Source organism: Aeromicrobium sp. S22 (genome assembly GCF_009661045.1).
Lineage (GTDB): Bacteria > Actinomycetota > Actinomycetes > Propionibacteriales > Nocardioidaceae > Aeromicrobium > Aeromicrobium yanjiei.
This window is the reverse complement of the sequence record NZ_WJWV01000001.1, coordinates 355139-376892: the sequence shown is the minus strand read 5'-3', so window position 1 is coordinate 376892 and position 21754 is coordinate 355139. Positions and strand designations below refer to the sequence as shown.

The window sequence follows — 21754 nt, the reverse complement described above, 5'->3', positions numbered from 1 at the left end:
TGTCGGACCCGCGGGGGTCGGCCGAGAATCAACGGGTGAGTGCGCCCAACACGGTTGACCGGGTGATCGCCCAGGGCCGCCAGATGGGCCTGACCCAGTCCACCGCCCTGGTCATCGGCAGCATCATCGGGGTCGGCGTCTTCAGCCTTCCCTACTCCTTGTCGAAGTTCGGTCCCATCAGCCTCGTGGCCATGGGCATCGCCAGCCTGACCGCGATCGCCTTCGCCCTGCTGTTCGCCGCCCTGAGCCGGCGGATGCCTGCCGACGGAGGGCTGTACGCGTACTCGCGCACGGCCTTCGGCAACGCCGTCGGGTTCGGCAACGCGTGGTCGTACTGGATCGACGCGTGCGCCGGCAACGCCGCGATCGCCGTGGGGTGGGTCTACTACGTCGAGCACTTCATCAACAAGGACGGGACGACCGGCGGCAGCGTCCTCATCGCGCTCACCTGCCTCTGGGTCCCTGCCGTGGTCAACATGACCGGGGTCCGCAACGTCGGCGAGCTCCAGGTCGTCACCACGGTCCTCAAGTTCATTCCCCTGCTCTTCCTGGCCACCGTCGGCCTGTTCTTCATCACGTCCCAGAACTTCTCGACGTGGAACACGAGCGGGGACTCCGACGTGTCCGCGATCGGCGGGGCGATGGCGATCTGCCTGTTCACCTACCTGGGGGTCGAGACGGCGGCCGTCGCGGCCGCGAAGGTGCGCAATCCGCGTCGCAACATCCCGCGCGCGACCGTCTTCGGGACGCTCGCGAGCGCCGTGGTCTACATGCTGTCCCTCACCGCGATCTTCGGCATCCTGCCCACGGCCACCCTCTCGCTCGAGGAGAACCGCGACTCGTACGCCGTCGCGACCAACACCATCCTGGGCGGGACCTGGTCCGGCGACCTCGTGGCGGCCGCAGTCATCATCTCCGGCATCGGGGCCAGCAACGGCTGGACGATGATCTGCGCCGAGATGCCCCGTGCCGCGGCCGAGGACGGCCTCTTCCCCGCCGCGTTCACCCGGACCAACTGGCGCGGCGCCCCCTTCGTGGGCATCGTGTGCTCGACCCTGTTCGCGTCTGCCGCCGTGCTCGTCAGCTTCTGGGGAGCGGACGGGTCCACGGTCTTCACGACGCTGGTGCTGACGACCGGCATCACCGCGGCCATCCCGTTCGGGTTCTCGGCCCTCGCGCAGATCGTCTGGCGCGTGCGGGACCGGCGCCTGGGCATCACCGCCCACTTCGTGCGGGACGTCCTGGTCGCCGTCGTCGCGGTCGCGGCGTCCATCGCGTTCATCTACTACTCACGCAACACCGGTGAGTCCGGGTACGTCGTGTGGGGTCCGTTCCTGCTGGCCGGCATCGCCCTCCTGCTCGGCGTGCCGGTCTATCTGGCCGAGCGCTCCCGCATGGTCCCGCCGGACCCCGTTCCCCCCTACGACGCGCCCTGAGCCGGGCTCACCCGTCGAAGTGGTGGCCGTCGGCGAGCCCGTACGTCCACCGGAACCCGTTGCGCTTCATGATCCGCGGCACCAGGTGCGAGCTCTTGGTCCAGGCGTACGTGCCGGCGGCCCGGGTGCGCCACCAGGTGTTGGGCACCCAGCCGTCGCTGCCGGACAGGTAGGGGTTCTCGAACGGGTTGATGTCGATCGCGCGGCCGTACGCGTGCAGGGAGCGCACACCGGGGCGGCCGACGACGTTGCGGCAGTTGAACGCGCTGGTGTTGTCCGCCGCCATCGACGCGTAGTCGTTCGCCCCACGCACCCGGGACGAGTAGCCGAACCGGTCCACGCGATACATCGCCCGGATGGACACCTTGTTCGTGTACAGATCGGTGAACAGCCGCGCGGTCTTGGCGCCGATCGCCTTGTGCACGACGATCTCGCCGCGGTGCCGGTAGCCGTCGAAGCCCCAGTAGTTGACCTTGACCACCCGCAGCGAGCTGCGGCCGACCGGGCAGCCCGAGCGCCACGAGCGTCCCTTCATCGACTTCCAGGTCTTGGCACTGATCTTCGAGACCTTCGCGTTCGCGCCCGATCCCGACGCACGGGACTGGGCGGGCAGCGACCTGGGCTTGGGCGATCCGGCGAGCCGTTTGATGACCTTGCCCGGCGGCACGTTGCGGACCCGGACCTTGGCCGAGGTGTCGCCGCTCTGCCACGTCGAGGACGCGACCTTGATGCGGAACCAGTACGTCCGGCGGGGCCGCGGGGACGCCTTCGCGACCCCCGAGGAGCTGGTGCGGGCCCGCGAGAAGGTGGTCCACCGGCCGTCCTTGTAGTGCTGGAACGACACCTTGGCGCTGGGCAGCGCGCCGAACTCCGTACGCACCTGGGCCGACAGCTGGGCCTTCTGCTCGTCCACGACCTTCGACGGGGCCGTGAGCGTCGCCGTGGTCGTCTGCCTGGACGCGCTGACCGCGTGCGGCGCGGAGGTGGACTCGTCGTAGCCCTCGACGCCCAGGTAGCGCGCCCGCAGGACCGTCCTGACCGACGTGATGACGACGCTGGTGGTGGCGGTGCCCGCTCCGGTCACGGTCACGTCGGCGACCTTGGCCCAGTCACCGCCGGACTGCTGCTCGAACCGGACCACGCCGAGCGCTGCGGGCTCTCCCGCGCCGGCCACGGTCGCGGTCAAGGTGATCGGGCGGCGCAGCTTGGTGCTGGCGGCGGCCTCGAGGGTCGTGGTGGTGGACGCGGCGACGCCCTCGTTCTGCGTACGCTGCGCGTCGCTGACGGCTGCGGCGCGCGTGTCGTCCCCGTCGAAGCGCGCGTAGTAGCTCGAGTACGCGCTCGACCGGTCGCCGTCCGCGGTCAGGGTCGCGACGCCCTCGGCGTCCGTGCTGCCCTCGGCGACGCGGGGATCCGGGACGCCGTCGTCCGGCAGGCCCCGGAACAGCGTGACGGGCGCGTCCGGGATGCCGCCCGCCGCGCCCTGGAGGATCGCGGTCGCCGTCACGTCGGCGCCTGCGGGGGTGCTCGCGGGGACCGACAGCTGCAGGGTGGTCGAGTCGTCACCGCTCGGGGCCGCGCCGGCAGGGGGCATCACGGACAGGGTGAGGGCGGCGGACACCAGGCCGGCCGAGACACTCGTGGCGATCTTCACGGCTGGTCCTCTCGGCGTGCGCGGGCGTGGTGCTGGACGGCGCACTCCCGCTCCGTGCCGGGCACTGCTCCCCCGGACGAAAGTACCTCCGTGAATCCTTGCCGTACACCCTGCACGACCCCGGCAGCGTGGTCGCTGCCGGGGTCGTGCAGGGTGGTCGACTACCTGACGCGGGCAGCCTTCTCGATGAGCGCGGCGACCGTGTGCGGTCCCTCCACCATCGCGAGGTGGTCGTTGCCGGTCCTCGTGACGGTGCCGTGCGCCCGCTTGGCCATCGCGAGCTGCTGGGCCGGCGGCAGGACCTTGTCGCGCGAGCCGATCAGGAAGAAGCTCTTGATCGTCTTCCATGCCGGCGCCCCCGACGTGTCCTTCAGCGCGGACAGCGCGATCGGCTCCTGCCCCGCGGCGAGCACGTCCGCCTTCGTGTTCGAGATCCTCGCGGCGAACACCTTCCGGAACAGCTCAGGCTTGACGTACGTGTCGACGTCACCCTTGCCCTCCGGGTACTGGACGAAGTTGAACACCTTCTCCGGGTGCGGGTTGGCAAGCAGCGAGCCTGGCTTCTCGCCGGTCAGGTTGTACGTGGTCTCCCCCTCGGCCGGCGCGTACCCGTTGACGTAGACCAGCGCCTTCACGCGCGGGGTCGCGGTCGCGGCGTTGGTGATGACGCTGCCGCCGTAGGAGTGGCCGACCAGCACGACCGATCCCTTGGTGTTCTGGTTGATGAACGCCGCGACGTTGGCGGCGTCCGTCTTCAGGTCACGCAGCGGGTTCGGCGCGTTCACGACCTTGTAGCCGTGCTTCTGCAGGATCTTCGTCACGGGAGCGAAGCTCGATCCGTCGGCCCAGGCGCCGTGCACGAGCACCACGGTGGGCTTGGCCGGGCTCGACGTCGGTGCGGGCGCTGCCGAGGCGGCCGGCACCGCAACGCCGAGGGCGGCTGCGGAGACTGCCGCCAGGCCGACGAGCGTGCGCTTCGTGAAGCGGGGGGTGATGGACATGATGTTTCCTTTCGTGGCGACGCGGCGCCGGTTGGGTGAGGTGGTGGTGGGAGGGGTCAGCGCGCCAGGAACGTGAGCAGCGCAGCGTTGAACTGCTCGGCGTGGGACACGGTGATGCCGTGCGGGCCGCCCTCGATGACGACGAGCTCGCTGCCGGGGATCGACTCGGCGGAGCGTCGACCACTGACCTGGAACGGGACGACCTGGTCGGCATCGCCGTGGATGACGAGGGTCGGCAGCGTGAACTTCTCCAGGTCGGGGCGGAAGTCGGTCCGGCCGAAGGCCGAGACGCCGGCGAGGGTGGCGCGGGGCGAGGCGGTGTTCGCCAGGTCCCGGCCGAAGAGGCGCTGCGCCTCGCTGACCGCCAGCCCCTCCGACGTCGAGTGGAACAGCGTCAGGAAGTGATCGACGAAGTCCGCGCGGTCCGCGGTGATGCCGGCCTCGAAGTGCGCGATCGTCCCGTCGTCCAGTCCACCGCCCGGGTGCCCGTCCTCGACGTGCAGGAACGGCGTCACGGCGCTGGCGAGGACCGCCTTCGCGACCCGTTCGGTGCCGTAGGCGCCGATGTAGCGGGCCACCGCCCCGCCCCCGGCGGAGAAGCCGACCAGCGTTGCCTGCGTGAGATCGAGCTGCCTCATCAGCGCGTCGAGGTCGGCCGCGATCGTGTCGAAGTCGTGGCCGTCCCAGGTCGGCGTCGACTGACCGAAGCCGCGGCGGTCGTACGTGATCGCCTGATGGCCGGCTTCGACCAGCGCAGCGACCTGCCTCTCCCAGGAGCGGCCGTTCAACGGCCAGCCATGGATGAGGACGACGGGAGCTCCGGTGCCGTCCACCTCGTAGTGGAGGTTGACGGCGGAGCCGTTCTCGGTGGCGACGGCGAGTTCAGGCATGTCTGTCTCAGATCTGTAGTGAGTTCTGAATTGCTACTTAGTTCAGAAACTGTACTTACTGAAATGGCAGCCGTGAACGGGACCTTGTGCCCGAAAAAGTCCCTTCGCGACGCGAACTCGATAGGATGAGTCATGAGCAACAACAGGGATTTCTCGGCGTGGCCGTGCTCGCTCGCGCGCTCGGTCGACGTGTTCGGGGACTCCTGGAGCGTCCTCATCGCCCGCGACGCGCTGCAGGGGCTCACCCGGTTCGACCAGTTCCAGCGCTCCCTCGGCATCGCCCGCAACACGCTGTCGGACCGGCTCGGCAAGCTCGTGGAGGCGGGCTTCTTCGAGAAGCGGTTCTACCAGGACAACCCGCCCCGCTCCGAGTACGTCCTGACCCCGATGGGCAGGGACTTCCTGCCGGTGCTGGCCGCACTGCTGGCATGGGGCGACCGGTGGCTCGACGGCGGGGCGGGCGCGCCCGTCAGCCTGCATCACCACGAGGACGACCACCACGCCGATCCCGTCGTGATCTGCGCCGACTGCGGGGACCCGATCGTCCACGACGACATCCAGTACTGCGTGGGACCGGGCTATCCCGAGGACTACGACGGTCCCCGTGACACCCGGGACCGACTGGCTCGCGAGCCCGGCGGGTCGGGGGGACGGCCGGCAGTGCCGTCCGGCACGCAAGCGATCGCCTAGTCCCAGCGGGACGTCAGCGAGCCGCGCGCAGGAGCTTCTCCAGCAGCGGCCCGGCGGTCGCGGACCCCGAGTCCCCGTCCCCGACGAACACCGAGACCGCGAGATCACCCTGGGTCCCGACCATCCACGCATGGGTCCGCGGCGGGACCTCGTCGCCGTACTCCGCGGTCCCGGTCTTGGCGCCGACCGGCGGTCCGGGCACGTCCAGGAGGAAGCGTCCACTTCCGTCGGTGACGACCGCGCGCATCATGTCGGCGAGGCTGGTCGCCTCCCGCGCCTTGAGCGGCTTCGCCGGGGCGGACGCGTCCTTCGGCCTCAGGTCCGGCAGCAGCACCGGGGTGACGAGCCGGCCGTCCTGGACCGAGGCAGCGACGACCGCCATCGCCAGCGGCGACGCCTCGATGCGGCCCTGACCGATCATCGACGCAGCCCGTTCCGTGCCCTTCGCCGTGTCGGGCACCGACCCGAGGAACGCCGGCACGCCGAGGTCGACGTCGCGGCCGAGCCCCAGCGCGTACGCCGCATCGGCCAGCCGGTCCTGCGGGGCCTTGTTCATCGTGGCGATCATCGCGGTGTTGCACGAGTTCGCGATCGCGGTGGTCAGGGAGACCTTGCCCAGCGCAGAGGACGGGTAGTCCGAGTAGTTCTTGAACGTCCGACCGTCGACCGTGACGGTCGGGGTGCACGGCACCTTCGTGCTCGGGGTGACGCCTGAGCGCAGGAACGCCAGTGCGGTCGCGATCTTGAACGTCGATCCGGGGGCGTACCGGCCCGAGGTCGCGGTGTCGTTGCCGTCACCACCTGGTCCGCTCGCGACGGCCAGCAGCTCACCAGTCGACGGCCGGACGGCGACGATCGCACTGGCCGGCTCGACGTCGCCCAGGATGTCGTCGGCCGCGGCCTGCAGCTTGGGGTCGAGCGTCGTGCGCAGCGACGTCCCGTCCGTCGGCTCGCTGGTGAAGACCTCCCGCGGGGCGACCGCCGGGTCGCTGACGATCGCGGCGATCTCGAGGCCCGGCCGGCCGCGCAGCTGCGTGTCGTAGCGCTTCTGCAGTCCCGACAGGCCGACCTGGTCGCCGGGCCCGAGCGCGCCCTTGGAGTCCTCGATGATCTCGGCGGTGACGTCCCCGACCGATCCGAGGAGCGGCTGCCCGAACGTCCGGGTGGGCCCGAGCGGCAGCTCGGCGTCGATGCCGACCGCTCCGGGGATCTTGGCCAGTGCAGCGTCCGCCGGGGCGTCCCCCGCTCGTACGACGAGACCCTCGACGAACGCCCGGGCACCGGACGCCTCGACCCGCTTGCGGAACGCGCTGGCATCGATGTCGAGCAGCTCGGCCAACGCGGTCGCCGAGCCTCCCGCGGCCCGGGCCTTGACCCGCGTCTTGTCGATGCCCACCCGGACCACCGGCCGCTGGGTGACCAGAGGCTTGTCCTTCGCCCCGAGGATGTCGCCGCGCTCACCGGCGACGGTGAGTGCGGTCAGTCGCTCGTCCCCCTTCACCGGCGCCACGATCGAGGGCTCCCACTCCACCTCCCAATGGTCGTCGGCCTCGACCAGCGACGCCTTGGTCGTGTACGACCACTCGGCCCCGCTGACGACGCGGCGGGTCGACAAGGTGACGGTGGCGGCGCCGTCCTGCTCGACCACCTTCGTGACCCTCACCTTCTGGGTGTTGCCCTCCCCGAGACCCTTGACGATGCGCTCCAGGTCGGCCTGGTTGTCCGTGGCCATCCCCCGCGTCGGGACCTTCGAGACGTCGCCCGACGTCAGCGCTGCCGCCAGATCGTTCGCGGTGTCCCGGGCGTCGGGCCCACCTCCGCCGCACGCGGCGAGCGCGCCGACGGCCAGGGCGAGGCCCGCACCGGCGGCCCCCAGTCGAGCAGGGCGGATCCGCCGGGGTGGGAGCATGCCGAGAAGTAGAGCAACTCGCCCCAGCACCGTCAACCGCGCCCCCCAACCCCCCACGAGTCACGCACGACCGCTGACGAGTCACGTATGAACGGTCGCGAGTCACGTACGACCGCTCACGAGTCACCTACGACGGCTGACGAGTCACGTAGGCCGACTCCTCGCCATCCGTACGCGACTCGTCACCATCCGTACGTGACTCGTCGGCGGTCGTGCGCGACTCGTCGGCGGTTGTGCGTGACTCGTCAGCGGTTGCGGGTGAGGGCGCCGTCGGTCGCGGCAGCCAGCTGGCGCGCGAGCTGACGCTGCGCGCTGACCGTGAACGTCTTGGTCAGGTGGCTCCCGGCGCGGTAGACGAGCACCCTGCAGATCACGGCGGGGCACCGCTGCAGTCCCGGGCAGTAGGCCGGCGCCATGTCGACGACCCCGACACCCGGAGTTGCCTCGGCCGCCGCACGCTGCACGGGCGCGGACGACTCGGCGAGCGGGCCCGCGAGCTCGTAGGCGCACCGCGTCAGGTCGCCGGGGTGGTCCTCGACGCACTGATAGGTCGGGTGCGAGGTCGGCATCGGGTTGTCCAGCAGGACGACGACCTGGATGCCGGCCGCCTGCAGCTTCTCCCAGTAGCGCTGCAGGCCGCGGACCATCGCACCCTTGCTCCGCTTGCCGTCGACGACGGCGGTGTCGTGCACCTGCGAGGTCACCACGACGTCGGGCTTGATCCGCAGGGCGTCCGCGAGGGCGGCCCGGCCCCACTCACGACAGTCGGTGAACGCCTTGCCGCCGCTCGTCATGTCGGCGTCGGTGAACGCGCAGGCGCTCTTGGTGCTGCTGAGCACCCGCCAGTGCTCACGCCGCCCGAGATTCGCGAAGGCGGTCTGCCACTGGCCGATCTTGGAGTCGCCGATGAGCATCACGGTCCGCTCGGCGTCCCGGTCGCCGTCGACGCACACCTTCGGCACCGCGTCCCCCGCGAGCACCTGGCACCCCTCGGCGTAGAGCGCGGGACGATCCTGCTTGGCGTCTCTCGGCAGTGGCCGGACCGAGCGGATCGAGTCCACCGCACCCCAGTCGACGTCTGCGTTCGCGGGATCCAGCAGCGCCGCCGCACCCGGGCTCTCGCCCGCGCGCGCGAGCGTCAGGGAGCCGCCCGTCGGCGGTGACGGCGACGTCCGACCCACCGTCACGACGACTCCTGCCACGACGAGGGCCAGCACGACGAGGGCGCCGACCACCAGACGTGTTCGCGCCGGCATGCTGCCTCCTCTGGTCGGCTCGGTGATCCGGGACGCTGCCACCGTACCGACGGGGGCGTTGCAGGCGTGAGAACCTAGCCTCATGTCCGACCAGGCCGCGACGCCCCCGGCACCCCGGCGCGGTCGCCCGGGGTACGACCAGGAGACCGTGCTGCGGCGCGCGATCGACCTGTTCAACCGGCAGGGCTACGACGGCACGAGCATGGGCGACCTCGCGAAGGAGCTGGGGCTCACCAAGTCCGCGATCTATCACCACGTGCCGAGCAAGGAGCACCTGCTGTCGGCGGCGCTCGACGAGGCCCTCGACAGCCTGTCGACCGCGGTGGACGGCGCCGCGGCGTCAGCCCCGGGCACCAGCGCGTACGCACGCCTGCGCACCGTGGTCCAGGAGTCGGTCGAGATCCTGGTGCAGCACCTTCCCGCCGTCACGCTCCTGCTGCGGGTGCACGGCAACAGCGAGATCGAGCTCGCGGCCCTCAAGCGGCGCCGGGCGATCGACGAGAAGCTCTCGGCGCTCGTGCAGGCCGCCGTCGACGAGGGAGCGCTGCGCGCCGACATCCCGCCGGACCTCATCAGCCGACTGCTCTTCGGCATGGTGAACTCGCTCGTCGAGTGGTACCGACCCGGCGGTCCGGTGGACGCCGACATGCTCGCGGCGTCGATCGTCGCGCTGGCCTTCGACGGACTCTCGCTCCACCAGCCCTGAGGGGTCAGCGGGCAATCTGCCGGTTCAGCGCGCGGGAGCGGCCGCGGAACTCCGCGATCATCGACGGCCCCTCGCCCAGCGTCCGGCTGACGGTCACGTCGTAGATGCCGTTGCGCCCATGGGTGCTCCGCTCGGACGCCGACGCGACCAGTGTGTCCCCGAGCCGTGCCGACTCCAGGAACACGATGTCGAAGCCGGCCGCCACCGTGACCTCCCCGTGGGAGTTGCAGGCCAGGGCGAAGGCCGAGTCGGCGAGGCTCGCGAGGAACCCGCCATGGCACACGTCCCAACCGTTGATCATGTCGGGACGCACGACCATCGACACCTGCGCCGACCCCGGCCCGACTCGTACGAGCTCGATCCCGAGCGCGCGGCTCGCGGCGTCGCCGGCCCACATCGCCTGCGCACTCGCGCGGGCGACGTCCCACGCCGTCATGTCCTCGCGCCCCTCAGGCATCGAAGTCGACCGTGACCCGGTCGCTCACGGCGAACGTCTGGCAGGTCAGCACGAAGCCCTGGTCGACCTCGGCCGGCTCGAGCGCGTAGTTGCGCCGCATGTCCGCCTCGCCGTCGCAGAGCCGGGCCCGGCACGTGCCGCACACGCCCCCCTTGCAGGCGAACGGCAGGTCGTTGCGGGTCGCGGCGGCGCCGTCGAGGATGCTCGCGTCGCGTGACATCGCGGCCGTCGTCGTCCGTCCGTCGAGGACGATCGTGACGTCGCTGGTGTCGCCCGTGACGACGGCCTCGGGTCGGTGCAGCTCGGGCGGCGGCTCGTCGACGTAGAAGAGCTCGAAGTGCACCCGGTCGGCCTGGAGGCCGAGCTCGTCGAGCACGGATCGGGAGTCGGCGATCATCCCGAACGGACCGCACAGCCACGCGTGGTCGACCGCGTCGACCGGCACGAGCGCCGCCAGCAGGCGCCGCAGACGATCGGCCTCCAGCCGCCCCGAGAACAGCTCGACGTCGCGGGGCTCGCGCGACAGGACGTGCACGAGGTCGAGCCGCGGACCGTAGCGGTTCTTCAGGTCGGCGAGCTCCTCGGCGAACATGACCGATCCGCTCGTGCGATTGCCGTAGAGCAGCGTCACCTGGGCCGCGGGGTGCGTCAGCACCGTCGAGACGATCGACATCATGGGCGTGATGCCGGAGCCGGCCGCGATGCACAGGTGCCGACCACCCTCGGCCGGATCGGCCCGCAGGCTGCCCGTGGGCGTCTGCACCTCGACGACGTCGCCCGGTCGCACGTCGTGCACCAGCCAGGACGAGAACAGCCCGTCGGGGATCTCGCGGACGCCGATGCGCGGCCGCCGGCCGACCGCGGCGCAGATCGAGTACGACCGGCGGTGCTCCTGGCCGCCGATCGTGCGACGGACCGTCAGCGCCTGTCCGGCCCGGAAGTCGAACGCCTCCCGGAGCCCCTCCGGCACGTCGAACGTCACGGCGACCGAGTCGTCGGTGAGCCGGTCGACGGACGCGACCGTCAGGGGGTGGAACGCGGCGCGTGCCCGTGGGGCGGGGCCTGTCTGCGCCTCCTGGACCGTCATGTCAGATCTCCTTCACGTGCTCGAAGGGCTCCAGGCACGACGCGCAGCGATACAGCGCCTTGCAGGCCGTGGGACCGAACTCCGACGTCAGCTCGACGTCCCCGGACCCGCACCGCGGGCACGTCAGCGCCCGGCGCACGGGAAGCAGCGACAGCGGGACAGGACCTGCGTGCACGGGAGCCGGGCCGGGGGCCGACAGGCCGTGCTCGGCGAGGGATCGACGGCCCCGCGCCGAGATCCAGTCGCTGGTCCACGCCGGTGAGAGGCTCACCCGCACCTGCACCGCGCCGAAGCCCTCGTCCTGGAGCCGGTGCACGAGATCGTCGCGCATCGTCGCCATGGCGGGGCAGCCCGAGTACGTCGGGGTGATCGTGACGACGACGCCGTCCGGCACGATCTCGACGTCCCGCAGGACCCCGAGATCGGCCAGCGTGAGCATCGGCATCTCCGGATCGCTCACCGTCGCGGCCACTTCCCGGGCGCGATCGGCGCGGGTGGGCGTGGACGTGCCCCTCACCATGCGCCTGTCGGGTGGGCCCGGGCGACGACCTGCATCTCGGCGAGCAGCCGGCTCAACGCCTCGGTGTGCAGGCCGTGACGGCCCGTCCGGCCCCGCACCCCGGCCAGCGCAGAGACGCTCGGACGCTCGACCCCGCCGGCCGAGAGCACCTGATCGAGCAGCCCGTCGACCTCGTCGGCCACGGTGTCCGGGGCGACGCCCACCCCCGCGTCGGCGACCCTGCGCTCGACGTCCTGGGTCACGAAGAGCTCACCGTGCAGCGGCCAGATCGCGGTCAGCCCCTCGACGACCCGGCGACGCGACTCGTCGGTCCCGCGCGCGAGGGTCACGAACCACCTGGCCGCGTAGTCGCGGTGGTACGTCATCTCCTTGACCCCCTTGACCGCGACCGCCGAGAGCACGTGGTCACGGCTCGGCGTCAGGTGCTCGAGCAGCGCGAGCCGCCACGCCGAGAAGACGAGCAGCCGGGCGATCGTCCGGCCGAAGTCGCCGTTGTCGCCCTCCACGAGACGGACGTTCAGCAGCTCGCCGTCGCCGCGGAAGAACGCGAGGGCGTCCTCCGGAGGCACCGGGGACCCCTCAGGCAGCACAGGGACCACCGAGGGATCGGCGGCCGCGGCACGGGCGAGCAGCAGCCGGGCCTGCCCCAGCAGGTCGAGCGCGATGTTGCCGAGGGCGATGTCGTCCTCCAGGTCGGGCGCCCGGCTGCACCACTCGGACAGGCGGTGCGACATCACCAGGGCGTCGTCGGCCAGCATCAGGCAGTACGTCGCGAGGTCGTGCGCGTCGACGCCCCCGGGCAGGGTGGTGTCGACCCCGGCCAAGGGGTCCTCGAAGTCCGTGCCGAAGGCCCACTGCGAGTCGTCCCCGCCGAGCAGCCCGTCGTACACGTTCTCGTGATCCACTTCGTCAACCATGGGTCGGCACCTGCTCACATGTGGGGGACGTCGTCGGGGATGTCGTAGAACGTCGGGTGGCGATAGACCTTGTCGCCGCTCGGGGCGAACAGCGGGTCCTTCTCGTCGGGGCTCGACGCGGTCACGTCGCTGGAGCGGACGACCCAGATGCTGACGCCCTCGTTGCGTCGCGTGTAGACGTCCCGCGCGTGGCGGACGGCCATGTCGTCGTCGGCCGCGTGCAACGAGCCCACGTGGACGTGGTTGAGGCCCCGCTTGCCGCGGACGAACACCTCGTAGAGCGGCCACTCGGCCTGCACCCCGCTCATCGGGCTGCCTCCCGGTCGGCCTCGGTCCGGCGGGCGAAGGCCGTGGCCGCCTCCCGCACCCAGGCACCGTCCTCCCAGGCGCGACGCCGGTGCTCGAGCCTTTGTGCGTTGCAGGGTCCGTTGCCGCTGATGACGTCCTTGAACTCGTCCCAGTCGGGGGTGCCGAAGTCGTGGGCCTGGCGCTCCTCGTTCCACCGGAGCTCGGGATCGGGGAGCGTGACGCCCAGCGCCTCGGCCTGCGGGACGGTCATGTCGACCATGCGCTGACGCAGGTCGTCGTTGGTGTTGCGCTTGATGCCCCACGCCATCGACTGGGCGGTGTTGGGCGAGTCGTCGTCGGGCGGGCCGAACATCATCAGGGCGGGCCACCAGAACCGGTCGACCGACTCCTGCACCATCGCGCGCTGCTCGTCGGTGCCGCGCATCATGGTCGCGAGCAGCTCATAGCCCTGCCGCTGGTGGAACGACTCCTCCTTGCAGACCCGGATCATCGCGCGGCCGTAGGGCCCGTACGACGTGCGGCACAGCGGCACCTGGTTGCAGATCGCCGCACCGTCGACGAGCCAGCCGATCGTGCCCACGTCGGCGTACGTCAGCGTGGGGTAGTTGAAGATCGAGGAGTACTTCTGCCGGCCGCCGATCAGCATCTCGGTGAGCTCGCCGCGCGAGACCCCCAACGTCTCGCACGCGGAGTAGAGGTAGAGCCCGTGGCCGGCCTCGTCCTGCACCTTGGCGAGCAGGATCGCCTTGCGGCGCAGCGAGGGCGCGCGGGTGATCCAGTTGCCCTCGGGCTGCATGCCGATGATCTCCGAGTGGGCGTGCTGGGCGACCTGCCGGACGACGGTCCTGCGGTAGCCCTCGGGCATCCAGTCGCGCGGCTCGATGCGGTCGTGGCGCTCGATCGTCGCCTCGAAGCCGGCCATCAGCTCCTGCTCGTCCCGCTCGGGTGCGACCGTCATGACCCCTCCAGAAATCTCGCGTCGGGCATTTACTGACCGAACGGTCTGTAATAGTGTGACACGGGACACAGGTCCGTGCAACGAAAGGTCCCTCCCCGATGAGTGCACTGCTCGAGAGCTATGCCGCCGGTTCGTGGTTCCGCGCCGAGGACGAGGGACGACCCCTCCTCGACGCGGTCACCAGCGAGGAGGTCGCCCGCATCTCCTCGACCGGGCTCGATCTCGCCGCGATGACCGACCACGCACGGATCGTGGGCGGGCCGGCGGTCCGCGAGCTCACGTTCCACCAGCGCGGAGCCGTCCTCAAGGCCGTCGCAAAGCTCCTCGGAGCAGACAAGGACGAGCTCTACGCGCTGTCGGCGCGCACGGGCGCGACGCTCCGCGACTCCCAGGTCGACGTCGACGGGGGCATCGGGACGCTGTTCAGCTATGCGAGCAAGGCGAGCCGGGAGCTGCCGGCCGACACGATCGTGCTGGACGGCGACACCGAGCAGCTCGGGCGCACCGGCCTGTTCCTCGGCCAGCACCTCTACACCTCCAGGCCCGGGATCGCGGTGCAGATCAACGCCTTCAACTTCCCGGTCTGGGGAATGCTTGAGAAGCTCGCCCCCGCGTTCCTCGCGGGACTGCCCACGATCGTGAAGCCTGCGAGCCAGGGCGCCTGGCTCACCGAGGCGGTCGTGCGTCGCATCATCGACTCGGGACTCATGCCGGAGGGATCGCTGCAGCTGCTGTGCGGCAGCCCCGACGGCCTCCTCGACCAGCTCGGGCCACAGGACTCGGTGGCGTTCACCGGATCGGCGGCGACCGGCGCGCTCCTGCGCCAGCACGCCTCGGTGGTCCACGGCGGCGTGCAGCTGGGCGTCGAGGCCGACTCGCTCAACTGCTCGATCCTCGGCCCCGACGTCACCGCCGAGGACCCCGAGCTCGATCTCTTCGTCAAGGGCGTCGTGACCGAGATGACGGTCAAGGCCGGGCAGAAGTGCACCGCGATCCGGCGCGCGATCGTGCCGGCCGCGATGGCCGACGAGGTCGTGGCCGCGATCAGCGCCCGGCTCGCGAAGGTCACCGTCGGCGACCCGGGCTCCGAGGGCGTACGCATGGGGGCCCTCGCGAGCCTCGCCCAGCGCGACGACGTCCGCAAGGCGATCTCGACCCTGCGCAGCTCGGCCGAGATCGTGTTCGGCGACCCCGACCGGGTCGACGTGGTCGGTGCCGACGCCGAGCGCGGGGCGTTCATGTCGCCCGTGCTGCTGCGCGCGACCGCGGGCGCGACCGAGCCGCACGAGGTCGAGGCCTTCGGACCGGTGAGCACCGTGATCACGTACGAGAGCCTCGACGAGGCCATCGCGCTCGCGGCGCTCGGGCGCGGCAGCCTCGCCGGCTCGCTCGTCACGCATGACCCCCAGGTGGCCCGGCAGGTGACGCTCGGGCTCGCACCGTGGCACGGACGCCTGCTCGTCCTCGACCGCGACGACGCGCCGGAGTCCACGGGGCACGGCTCGCCCCTGCCCGTGCTCGTGCACGGCGGTCCGGGCCGGGCCGGCGGCGGCGAGGAGCTCGGCGGCATCCGAGCGGTGCTGCACCACATGCAGCGCACCGCGGTGCAGGCCTCCCCCGACATGCTCACGGCCATCACCGGCCAGTGGACCAAGGGTGCGGCGCAGCAGGTCGACGAGCAGCACCCGTTCCGCAAGAGCCTGGCCGAGCTGCGCATCGGCGACACGATCCGCTCTGCGTCGCGCACCGTGACGCTCGACGACATCGATCGCTTCGCCGAGCTGACCGGCGACACCTTCTACGCCCACACCGACGCCGAGGCGGCGGCGGCCAATCCCCTGTTCGGCGGCATCGTCGCCCACGGCTACCTCGTGGTGTCGATCGCCGCCGGGCTGTTCGTGGACCCCGACCCGGGACCCGTCCTGGCCAACTTCGGGGTCGACCACCTGCGCCTGCTCACGCCGGTGAAGGCCGGCGACACGATCGACGTGGTGCTGACGGTCAAGCAGATCACGCCCCGCGCGAGCGCCGACTACGGCGAGGTGCGCTGGGACGCCGCGGTGTCCAACGCCGACGGCGCGGCGGTCGCGACGTACGACGTCCTGACCCTCGTCGCCAAGACTCTCGACAACCAGGAAGGCTGACCATGCACCGCATCACGATCGAGTACGGCGCCCCCGGCGATCCCGAGACGTTCGAGCAGCACTACACCGAGGTCCACGCGCCGCTGGCCGCGAAGCTGCCGGGGCTGCGCCGCTTCACGACCTCGCACCCGCGGGGCCTCGGCACGGACGCCCCGTCCTTCGTCGCCGAGCTCTGGTTCGACGACGCGGACGCGCTCAAGGCGGCACTGAAGTCACCCGAGATGGCGGCCGCAGCGGCCGATGCGCAGACCTTCGACGTCGCCTCCATGACGATGTTCAGCGGCGAGGTCGTCGAGACGTCGCTCCCATGAGCACCGGGCACGACATCCGCCGGAAAGCCGGGCTGGACGACATCGAGACGGCACCGGTGGAGCAGATCCGCGAGCTGCAGCTCGAGCGGCTGCGGTGGTCGATCCGCCATGCGTACGACCACGTCGAGCACTACCGGACCGCCCTCGACTCCGCAGGAGTGCACCCTGACGACATCCGCGCCCTCGGCGACCTGTCGCGCCTGCCGTTCACGACCAAGGAGGACCTGCGCCGCCACTACCCGTTCGGGATGTTCGCAGTGCCGCAGGACCAGGTCTCGCGCGTGCACGCCTCGTCCGGGACGACGGGGCGCCCGACCGTGGTCGGCTACACTCGCGACGACCTCGCGACCTGGGCGCAGGTCATGGCCCGCAGCATCTTCGCGGCGGGCGGCCGTCCCGGCGACATCCTGCACAATGCCTACGGCTACGGGCTGTTCACCGGCGGCCTCGGCGCCCACGCCGGGGCCGAGCTCCTCGGCTGCACCGTCGTGCCGATCTCGGGAGGGATGACCGAGCGCCAGGTCCGGCTCATCGACGACTTCCGACCGCGGGTCATCATGGTGACCCCGTCGTACATGCTCGCGCTCGTGGACGAGATGGAGCGCCAAGGCATCGACCCGCGCTCGACGTCGCTCGAGATCGGCATCTTCGGCGCCGAGCCGTGGACCAACGAGATGCGCCGGGAGGTCGAGGAGCGGCTCGCGATCCGGGCGGTCGACATCTACGGCCTCTCGGAGGTCATCGGCCCCGGCGTCGCCCAGGAGTGCGTCGAGACCCAGGACGGCCTCCACGTCTGGGAGGACCACTTCTATCCCGAGATCGTCGATCCGTTCACCGACGAGGTGCTGCCCGACGGCGAGAAGGGCGAGCTGGTCCTCACCTCGCTGACCAAGCAGGCGATGCCGGTGCTGCGCTATCGCACCCGCGACCTCACCCGGCTCCTGCCGGGCACCGCGCGCAGCATGCGACGCATCGAGAAGATCACCGGCCGCAGCGACGACATGATCATCCTGCGCGGGGTCAACCTGTTCCCCACGCAGATCGAGGAGCTCGTGCTCGAGTCGGTCGAGCTCTCGCCGCACTTCCAGTGCGTGCTGACCCGGTCCGGACGCACCGACACCCTCACGGTCAAGGTCGAGCACCGCCCCGGAGTCGCCGCGGACAGCGCGCTGGCGGCCGGACGGCAGCTCGCGGCCCGGGTCAAGGCGACGATCGGCGTGACGGTCGGGGTCGACGTCGTCGCGATCGAGAGCATCGAGCGCTCGGTGGGCAAGATGCGGCGGATCGTGGACCTGCGAGCCGTGGGCTGAGGCCCGTCACCTGCCGACGAACTGCGGCTTCTCCTTCGCCAGGAAGGAGCGGACCGCCGCCGCATGATCGATCGACAGGCCGAGGCGGGCCTGGGCCCGCGACTCGGCAGCCAGCGCCTCCGCCAGCGGCAGGTCGCCCGCGCGAGCCAGCAGCTGCTTGGACTCCGCGAACGCCGCGGTGGGTCCCGCCGCGAGCCTCCCGGCCGTGGCCAGGGCGGAGCTCAGCACCTCGTCGGGGTCGCAGACCCGCCCGGCCACGCCCCACCGCACGGCGTCCTCGGGAGAGAACGGCCGACCCAGCAGCACGAGCTCGCGGGCCCGCGACTCCCCCACCGCGCGGACGAGCGTCGAGGACAGGCCGGAGTCGCAGGTCAGACCGATCGCGCTGAACGCGGTGCCGAGCGTCGCGGTGGAGGAGAGCACCCGCAGGTCGCAGGCGAGGGCGAAGCCGAGACCGGCTCCCACGCACGCGCCGTTGACCGCCGCGATGACCGGCTTGGGCATCGTCGCCAGCGCCATCACGATCGGCGAGTAGTGCTCGTCGACCGTGTCGAAGGCCGTCGACGCGTCCGCCCCGAGCGCGGCCGCGTGCTCCCCCAGGTCCTGGCCGACGCAGAAGGACGCCCCCGCGCCCGTCAGCACGACCGCACGGACGTCGTCGTCCCCGCCCACGCGGTCCAACGCCTCGCGGAGCGCGATCTTGGTCGCGGTGTCCAGGGCGTTGTGGCGATCGGGCCGGTTGATCGTGACGATCGCGACCGCGCCGTCGCGGTCCACCGTCACGACGTCGGTTGCTGCTCTCATGTCGTCTCTCCCTGCTCGTCGTGGCCTAGAGGTGGTCGATCGCCCGAGCGGGGCTCTCGATCGCGTCCGCGACGATCCGCATGAAGCCGGCCGCGGTGCCGCCGTCGCAGACCCGGTGGTCGAAGACGAACGACATCTGGCCGATCTTGCGGATCGTCAGCTCCCCGTCGACCACCCACGGCCGGTCGATGATCCGGCCGAAGCCCAGGATCGCGACCTGCGGGTGGTTGATGATCGCGGCACTGCCGTCGACGTTGAACGCTCCGTAGTTGTTGAGGGTGAACGTGCCGCCGCTCAGCTCGGCCTGCGTGGCCCGGCCCTCCCGCGCCGCCGTCGTGAGGCGACGCAGCTCGGCGTCCAGCTCGGTCGTCGTCAGGCGATGAGCACCCAGGACCGCAGGGACCACGAGGCCCCGGTCGGTCTGCGTCGCGATCGCGAGGTTGACCCCGTCGTACCGGATCAGCTCCTGCCGATCGGCGTCGATCTCGCCGTTCAGCTCGGGGTGCACCTGCAGGGCCGCGACCGTGAACCGTGCGAGGTACGCCAGCAGTCCCGGTGCGAGCAGGCCGCGGGCCCGGGCCTGATCACGCAGCGCGAACAGCTCGGTGAAGTCGACGTCGACCCAGACCGTGGCCTCGGGGATCTCGCTGCGGCTGCGGCTCAGCGCCGCCGAGACCGCCTTGCGGAATCCGTTCATCGGCACCCGTTCGGCCACCGCCAGACCCGTCCGTGAGCTGGTCGTCCCGGTCGTGGAGGCAGCGATCGCCGCCTCCACGTCCCGCCGGGTGATGAGACCGTCGGCACCGGTGCCCGCGATGCCCAGCACGGACAGTCCCGCCTCCCGTGCGAGCCGGCGCACCAGCGGCGAGGTCACCCGGGGCACCCGGTCCGGCATGGCAGGCGTGGCGGCTGCGTGCACCACGTCCGCGGCACCGCCCGCCCTGCGCGTCCGGCGGCGTCCCGGCGTCCTTTCGGAGGTGCCGTAGCCGATCAGCACGTTGCCCGAGCCGGCCTGCTCCTCCTCGCGGTACTGCTCACCGGCCGGTGCAGCCCGCTCGATCGAGATGAGCGGACGGCCGACGTCGACGGCCCGCCCCTCCTCGCCGTGCAGGACGCTGACGGTGCCCGCGTACGGCGACGGCACCTCGACGACCGACTTGGCCGTCTCGACCTCGACCACGGCCTGGTCGACCGCGACGGGATCGCCCACCGCGACCAACCACCGGACGATCTCGGCCTCGGTCAGCCCCTCGCCCAGGTCGGGGAGGGTGAACGTCTGCGTCGTCCCCGCGCCCGGCGAGGCGCTCACGCGTCCTCCCACTGCAGGGTGTCGACGGCGTCGAGGATGCGGTCGACGCTCGGCAGGTGGAAGCGCTCGAGCTTGGGCGGCGGATACGGGATGTCGAATCCGGTGACCCGTCGGACCGGGGCGGCCAGGTGGTGGAAGCACCGCTCGGTCACCCGCGCCACGATCTCGGAGGCCACGCTCGCGAACCCGGCCGACTCCGCGACCACCACCGCCCGGCCGGTCGAGCGCACCGCGGCGCACACGGTCTCGTCGTCGAACGGGACCAACGAGCGCACGTCGACGACCTGCAGGCTGCGGCCCTCCGTCGCCGCGACGTCGGCGGCCTCGAGCGCGAGCGGGACCGAGGTGCCGTACGCGATCAGGGTCGCGTCGGTGCCCTCGCGGCGCACCACGGCCCGGCCGATGCCGGGCTGCGGGGCGTCCAGATCGACCTCGTCCTTGCTGAAGTAGAGCTTCTTGGGCTCCAGCACCACCACGGGGTCCGGCGAGCCGATGGCGGCGCGGAGCAGCGCATAGCCGTCCGCGACGGTCGCGGGGGCGAGCACGGTCAGTCCGGGCGTGTGGACGTAGTACGCCTCGGAGGAGTCGCAGTGGTGCTCGACGCCCCCGATGCCGCCCGCGTAGGGGATGCGGATCGTGATCGGCATCGGCATCCTGCCCCGGGTGCGGTTGCGCAGCTTGGCGACGTGACTGACCACCTGCTCGAACGCCGGGTAGGCGAAGGCGTCGAACTGCATCTCGACGACCGGACGCATGCCGTTCATCGCCAGACCGACCGCCATGCCCACGATGCCCGACTCCGCCAGGGGCGTGTCGAAGCAGCGGCTCTCACCGAACTCGGCCGTCAGCCCGTCGGTGACCCGGAACACCCCGCCGAGCGGACCGACGTCCTCGCCGAACATCAGCACGGACTCGTCCTCGCGCATCGCGTCGCGCAGCGCGAGGTTGAGCACCTGCGCCATCGTGATCTTCTCGTGCTCGGCCATCAGACGGCGTCCTCTCGGCCCAGCTCCTCGGCGAGGAACGCGGACTGCTCCCGCAGCTGAGGGGTGGGCTCGGCGTAGACGTGGGCGAACAGCTCCTGCGGGTCCGGCTCCACGTCGGCCATCAGCCCGTCGCGCATGGCCGCGGCCAGGGTCTCGGCGGCCGCCGTCATCTCGGACTCGATCGCCTCCGTCAGCAGCCCCTTGCCGGTCAGGTGCGTGGCGCTGCGCAGCAAGGGGTCGCGCGACCGCCAGGCCTCGACGTCGTCATCCTTGCGGTAGCGCGTCGCGTCGTCGGCGTTGGTGTGCGCCTGCATCCGATACGTGTGGGCCTCGACGAGCTGTGGGCCCCCACCGGCGCGGGCGGCCTCGACAGCGTCCCCCAGGACCGACAGCAGCGCGGCGACGTCGTTGCCGTCGACCCGCCTGCCCGGCATCCCGTAGCCGACCGCCTTGTGCGCGAGCGACGGTGCGACGCTCTGGCGCGCGAGCGGGACGGAGATCGCGAACTCGTTGTTCTGCACGAAGAACACGACCGGCGCACCGAACACCGCGGCGAAGTTGAGGGCCTCGTGGAAGTCCCCCTCGCTCGTGGCGCCGTCACCGCACATCGCCATCACGACCGTGTCCTCGCCGCGCAGCGTCGCGGCATGGGCGACGCCGACCGCGTGCGGCAGCTGGGTCGCGAGCGGAGTGGCCTGCGGTGCGACCCGCGTGGCGACGGGGTCGTAGCCCGAGTGCCAGTCACCGCTCAGCAGCATGAGCGCCTCGGCCGGATCGACCCCGCGCGTGACGATCGAGACGGTGTCGCGATAGGTCGGGAACAGCCAGTCCTGCTCGTCCAGCACGAGCGCGGCCGCCACCTGGCACGCCTCCTGCCCGTGCGAGGAGGGATAGACCGCGAGCCGGCCCTGCCGCACGAGGGCGTACGCCTGGTCGTTGATGCGGCGCCCGACGACGAGCGCCTCGTGCGCACGGACCAGGTCGGCGTCCGCGGGCGGGCGCAGGGTGGACTCGGGGACGGGCCGGCCCAGGGGGTCGACCAGCTGGATCGGCTCCCCGGGGAGCATGCCGGCAGGCGTCACAGCCCACTCCTCTCGTCG

Annotated in this window: 21 protein-coding genes; 6 read left to right on the top strand and 15 right to left on the bottom strand. The window is 71.4% G+C overall.

The window, feature by feature from the left end:
* Positions 1–35 precede the first annotated feature (35 nt).
* Positions 36–1436, top strand: coding sequence for an APC family permease (locus GEV27_RS01870; RefSeq protein WP_208430726.1), 1401 nt, complete (start codon positions 36–38; stop codon positions 1434–1436).
* A 7-nt stretch (positions 1437–1443) separates the two neighbouring features.
* On the opposite strand, the gene GEV27_RS18185 is transcribed toward GEV27_RS01870, so the two are convergent.
* The 3 genes from GEV27_RS18185 to GEV27_RS01855 all read right to left on the bottom strand — a co-directional run bounded on the left by GEV27_RS18185 (position 1444) and on the right by GEV27_RS01855 (position 4981).
* Complete coding sequence (locus GEV27_RS18185) at positions 1444–3090, bottom strand: M15 family metallopeptidase (RefSeq protein ID WP_153933321.1); 1647 nt, start codon at positions 3088–3090, stop codon at positions 1444–1446.
* Between the two features lie 161 nt (positions 3091–3251).
* Positions 3252–4091, bottom strand: coding sequence for an alpha/beta fold hydrolase (locus tag GEV27_RS01860; RefSeq protein ID WP_153933320.1), 840 nt, complete (start codon positions 4089–4091; stop codon positions 3252–3254).
* A gap of 56 nt (positions 4092–4147) precedes the next feature.
* A complete protein-coding gene (locus tag GEV27_RS01855; protein WP_153933319.1) occupies positions 4148–4981 on the bottom strand; it encodes an alpha/beta fold hydrolase in 834 nt (277 codons plus the stop codon).
* A 132-nt stretch (positions 4982–5113) separates the two neighbouring features.
* Between GEV27_RS01855 and GEV27_RS01850 the strand changes: the two genes are divergently transcribed.
* On the top strand, positions 5114–5671 hold the full coding sequence (locus GEV27_RS01850) for a helix-turn-helix domain-containing protein (RefSeq protein WP_153654655.1): 558 nt from the start codon (positions 5114–5116) through the stop codon (positions 5669–5671).
* 13 nt (positions 5672–5684) lie between these two features.
* Here GEV27_RS01850 and GEV27_RS01845 read toward each other — a convergent pair whose 3' ends face one another.
* Together GEV27_RS01845 and GEV27_RS01840 are read right to left on the bottom strand one after the other, a co-directional pair.
* The gene (locus GEV27_RS01845) at positions 5685–7580 is read right to left on the bottom strand and encodes a penicillin-binding transpeptidase domain-containing protein (RefSeq protein WP_153933318.1); all 1896 of its coding nucleotides are present in this window, start codon (positions 7578–7580) and stop codon (positions 5685–5687) included.
* Between the two features lie 245 nt (positions 7581–7825).
* A complete protein-coding gene (locus GEV27_RS01840) occupies positions 7826–8836 on the bottom strand; it encodes an SGNH hydrolase domain-containing protein (protein ID WP_153933317.1) in 1011 nt (336 codons plus the stop codon).
* An 82-nt stretch (positions 8837–8918) separates the two neighbouring features.
* Here GEV27_RS01840 and GEV27_RS01835 point away from each other — a divergent pair, with 82 nt between their 5' ends.
* A complete protein-coding gene (locus tag GEV27_RS01835; RefSeq protein WP_153654658.1) occupies positions 8919–9542 on the top strand; it encodes a TetR/AcrR family transcriptional regulator in 624 nt (207 codons plus the stop codon).
* A 4-nt stretch (positions 9543–9546) separates the two neighbouring features.
* Here the strand turns inward: GEV27_RS01835 and paaI are convergent, their stop codons facing one another.
* From paaI to paaA, 6 genes are read right to left on the bottom strand one after another with little or no spacing between them, the layout of a single operon-like run.
* Entirely contained in the window at positions 9547–9999 is a 453-nt protein-coding gene (paaI, locus tag GEV27_RS01830; RefSeq protein ID WP_153933316.1) for a hydroxyphenylacetyl-CoA thioesterase PaaI, read from the bottom strand.
* A complete protein-coding gene (gene paaE, locus GEV27_RS01825; RefSeq protein ID WP_153933315.1) occupies positions 9992–11086 on the bottom strand; it encodes a 1,2-phenylacetyl-CoA epoxidase subunit PaaE in 1095 nt (364 codons plus the stop codon). The genes paaI and paaE overlap by 8 nt, the downstream gene beginning before the upstream one ends.
* A gap of 1 nt (position 11087) precedes the next feature.
* Positions 11088–11606: a 1,2-phenylacetyl-CoA epoxidase subunit PaaD gene (paaD, locus tag GEV27_RS01820; protein ID WP_153909873.1), complete on the bottom strand. Its 519-nt coding sequence runs from the start codon at positions 11604–11606 to the stop codon at positions 11088–11090.
* Complete coding sequence (paaC, locus tag GEV27_RS01815) at positions 11600–12523, bottom strand: 1,2-phenylacetyl-CoA epoxidase subunit PaaC (RefSeq protein ID WP_153933314.1); 924 nt, start codon at positions 12521–12523, stop codon at positions 11600–11602. The genes paaD and paaC overlap by 7 nt, the downstream gene beginning before the upstream one ends.
* A 14-nt stretch (positions 12524–12537) precedes the next feature.
* Positions 12538–12831: a 1,2-phenylacetyl-CoA epoxidase subunit PaaB gene (gene paaB, locus GEV27_RS01810; RefSeq protein ID WP_153654662.1), complete on the bottom strand. Its 294-nt coding sequence runs from the start codon at positions 12829–12831 to the stop codon at positions 12538–12540.
* Entirely contained in the window at positions 12828–13790 is a 963-nt protein-coding gene (paaA, locus tag GEV27_RS01805) for a 1,2-phenylacetyl-CoA epoxidase subunit PaaA (protein WP_153933313.1), read from the bottom strand. Before paaA ends, paaB begins: the two co-directional genes overlap by 4 nt.
* 98 nt (positions 13791–13888) lie before the next feature.
* Between paaA and paaZ the strand changes: the two genes are divergently transcribed.
* The 3 genes from paaZ to paaK are packed head-to-tail and all read left to right on the top strand — an operon-like array spanning position 13889 to position 17555.
* Positions 13889–15934: a phenylacetic acid degradation bifunctional protein PaaZ gene (gene paaZ, locus GEV27_RS01800; protein ID WP_153933312.1), complete on the top strand. Its 2046-nt coding sequence runs from the start codon at positions 13889–13891 to the stop codon at positions 15932–15934.
* A 2-nt stretch (positions 15935–15936) separates the two neighbouring features.
* Positions 15937–16245, top strand: coding sequence for an EthD family reductase (locus GEV27_RS01795; RefSeq protein ID WP_153909869.1), 309 nt, complete (start codon positions 15937–15939; stop codon positions 16243–16245).
* Positions 16242–17555: a phenylacetate--CoA ligase PaaK gene (gene paaK, locus GEV27_RS01790; RefSeq protein WP_153933311.1), complete on the top strand. Its 1314-nt coding sequence runs from the start codon at positions 16242–16244 to the stop codon at positions 17553–17555. Before GEV27_RS01795 ends, paaK begins: the two co-directional genes overlap by 4 nt.
* A gap of 6 nt (positions 17556–17561) precedes the next feature.
* Here the strand turns inward: paaK and GEV27_RS01785 are convergent, their stop codons facing one another.
* The 4 genes from GEV27_RS01785 to pdhA are packed head-to-tail and all read right to left on the bottom strand — an operon-like array spanning position 17562 to position 21736.
* Positions 17562–18359 (bottom strand): enoyl-CoA hydratase/isomerase family protein, encoded by a 798-nt coding sequence (locus GEV27_RS01785; protein ID WP_153933310.1) that lies wholly within the window; start codon positions 18357–18359, stop codon positions 17562–17564.
* Positions 18360–18384: 25 nt separating this feature from the next.
* Positions 18385–19668, bottom strand: coding sequence for a dihydrolipoamide acetyltransferase family protein (locus GEV27_RS18180; RefSeq protein WP_309221979.1), 1284 nt, complete (start codon positions 19666–19668; stop codon positions 18385–18387).
* Complete coding sequence (locus GEV27_RS01775; RefSeq protein ID WP_153933309.1) at positions 19665–20654, bottom strand: alpha-ketoacid dehydrogenase subunit beta; 990 nt, start codon at positions 20652–20654, stop codon at positions 19665–19667. Before GEV27_RS01775 ends, GEV27_RS18180 begins: the two co-directional genes overlap by 4 nt.
* Positions 20654–21736 (bottom strand): pyruvate dehydrogenase (acetyl-transferring) E1 component subunit alpha, encoded by a 1083-nt coding sequence (pdhA, locus tag GEV27_RS01770; protein ID WP_309221978.1) that lies wholly within the window; start codon positions 21734–21736, stop codon positions 20654–20656. The genes GEV27_RS01775 and pdhA overlap by 1 nt, the downstream gene beginning before the upstream one ends.
* Between the last annotated feature and the right edge of the window lie 18 nt (positions 21737–21754).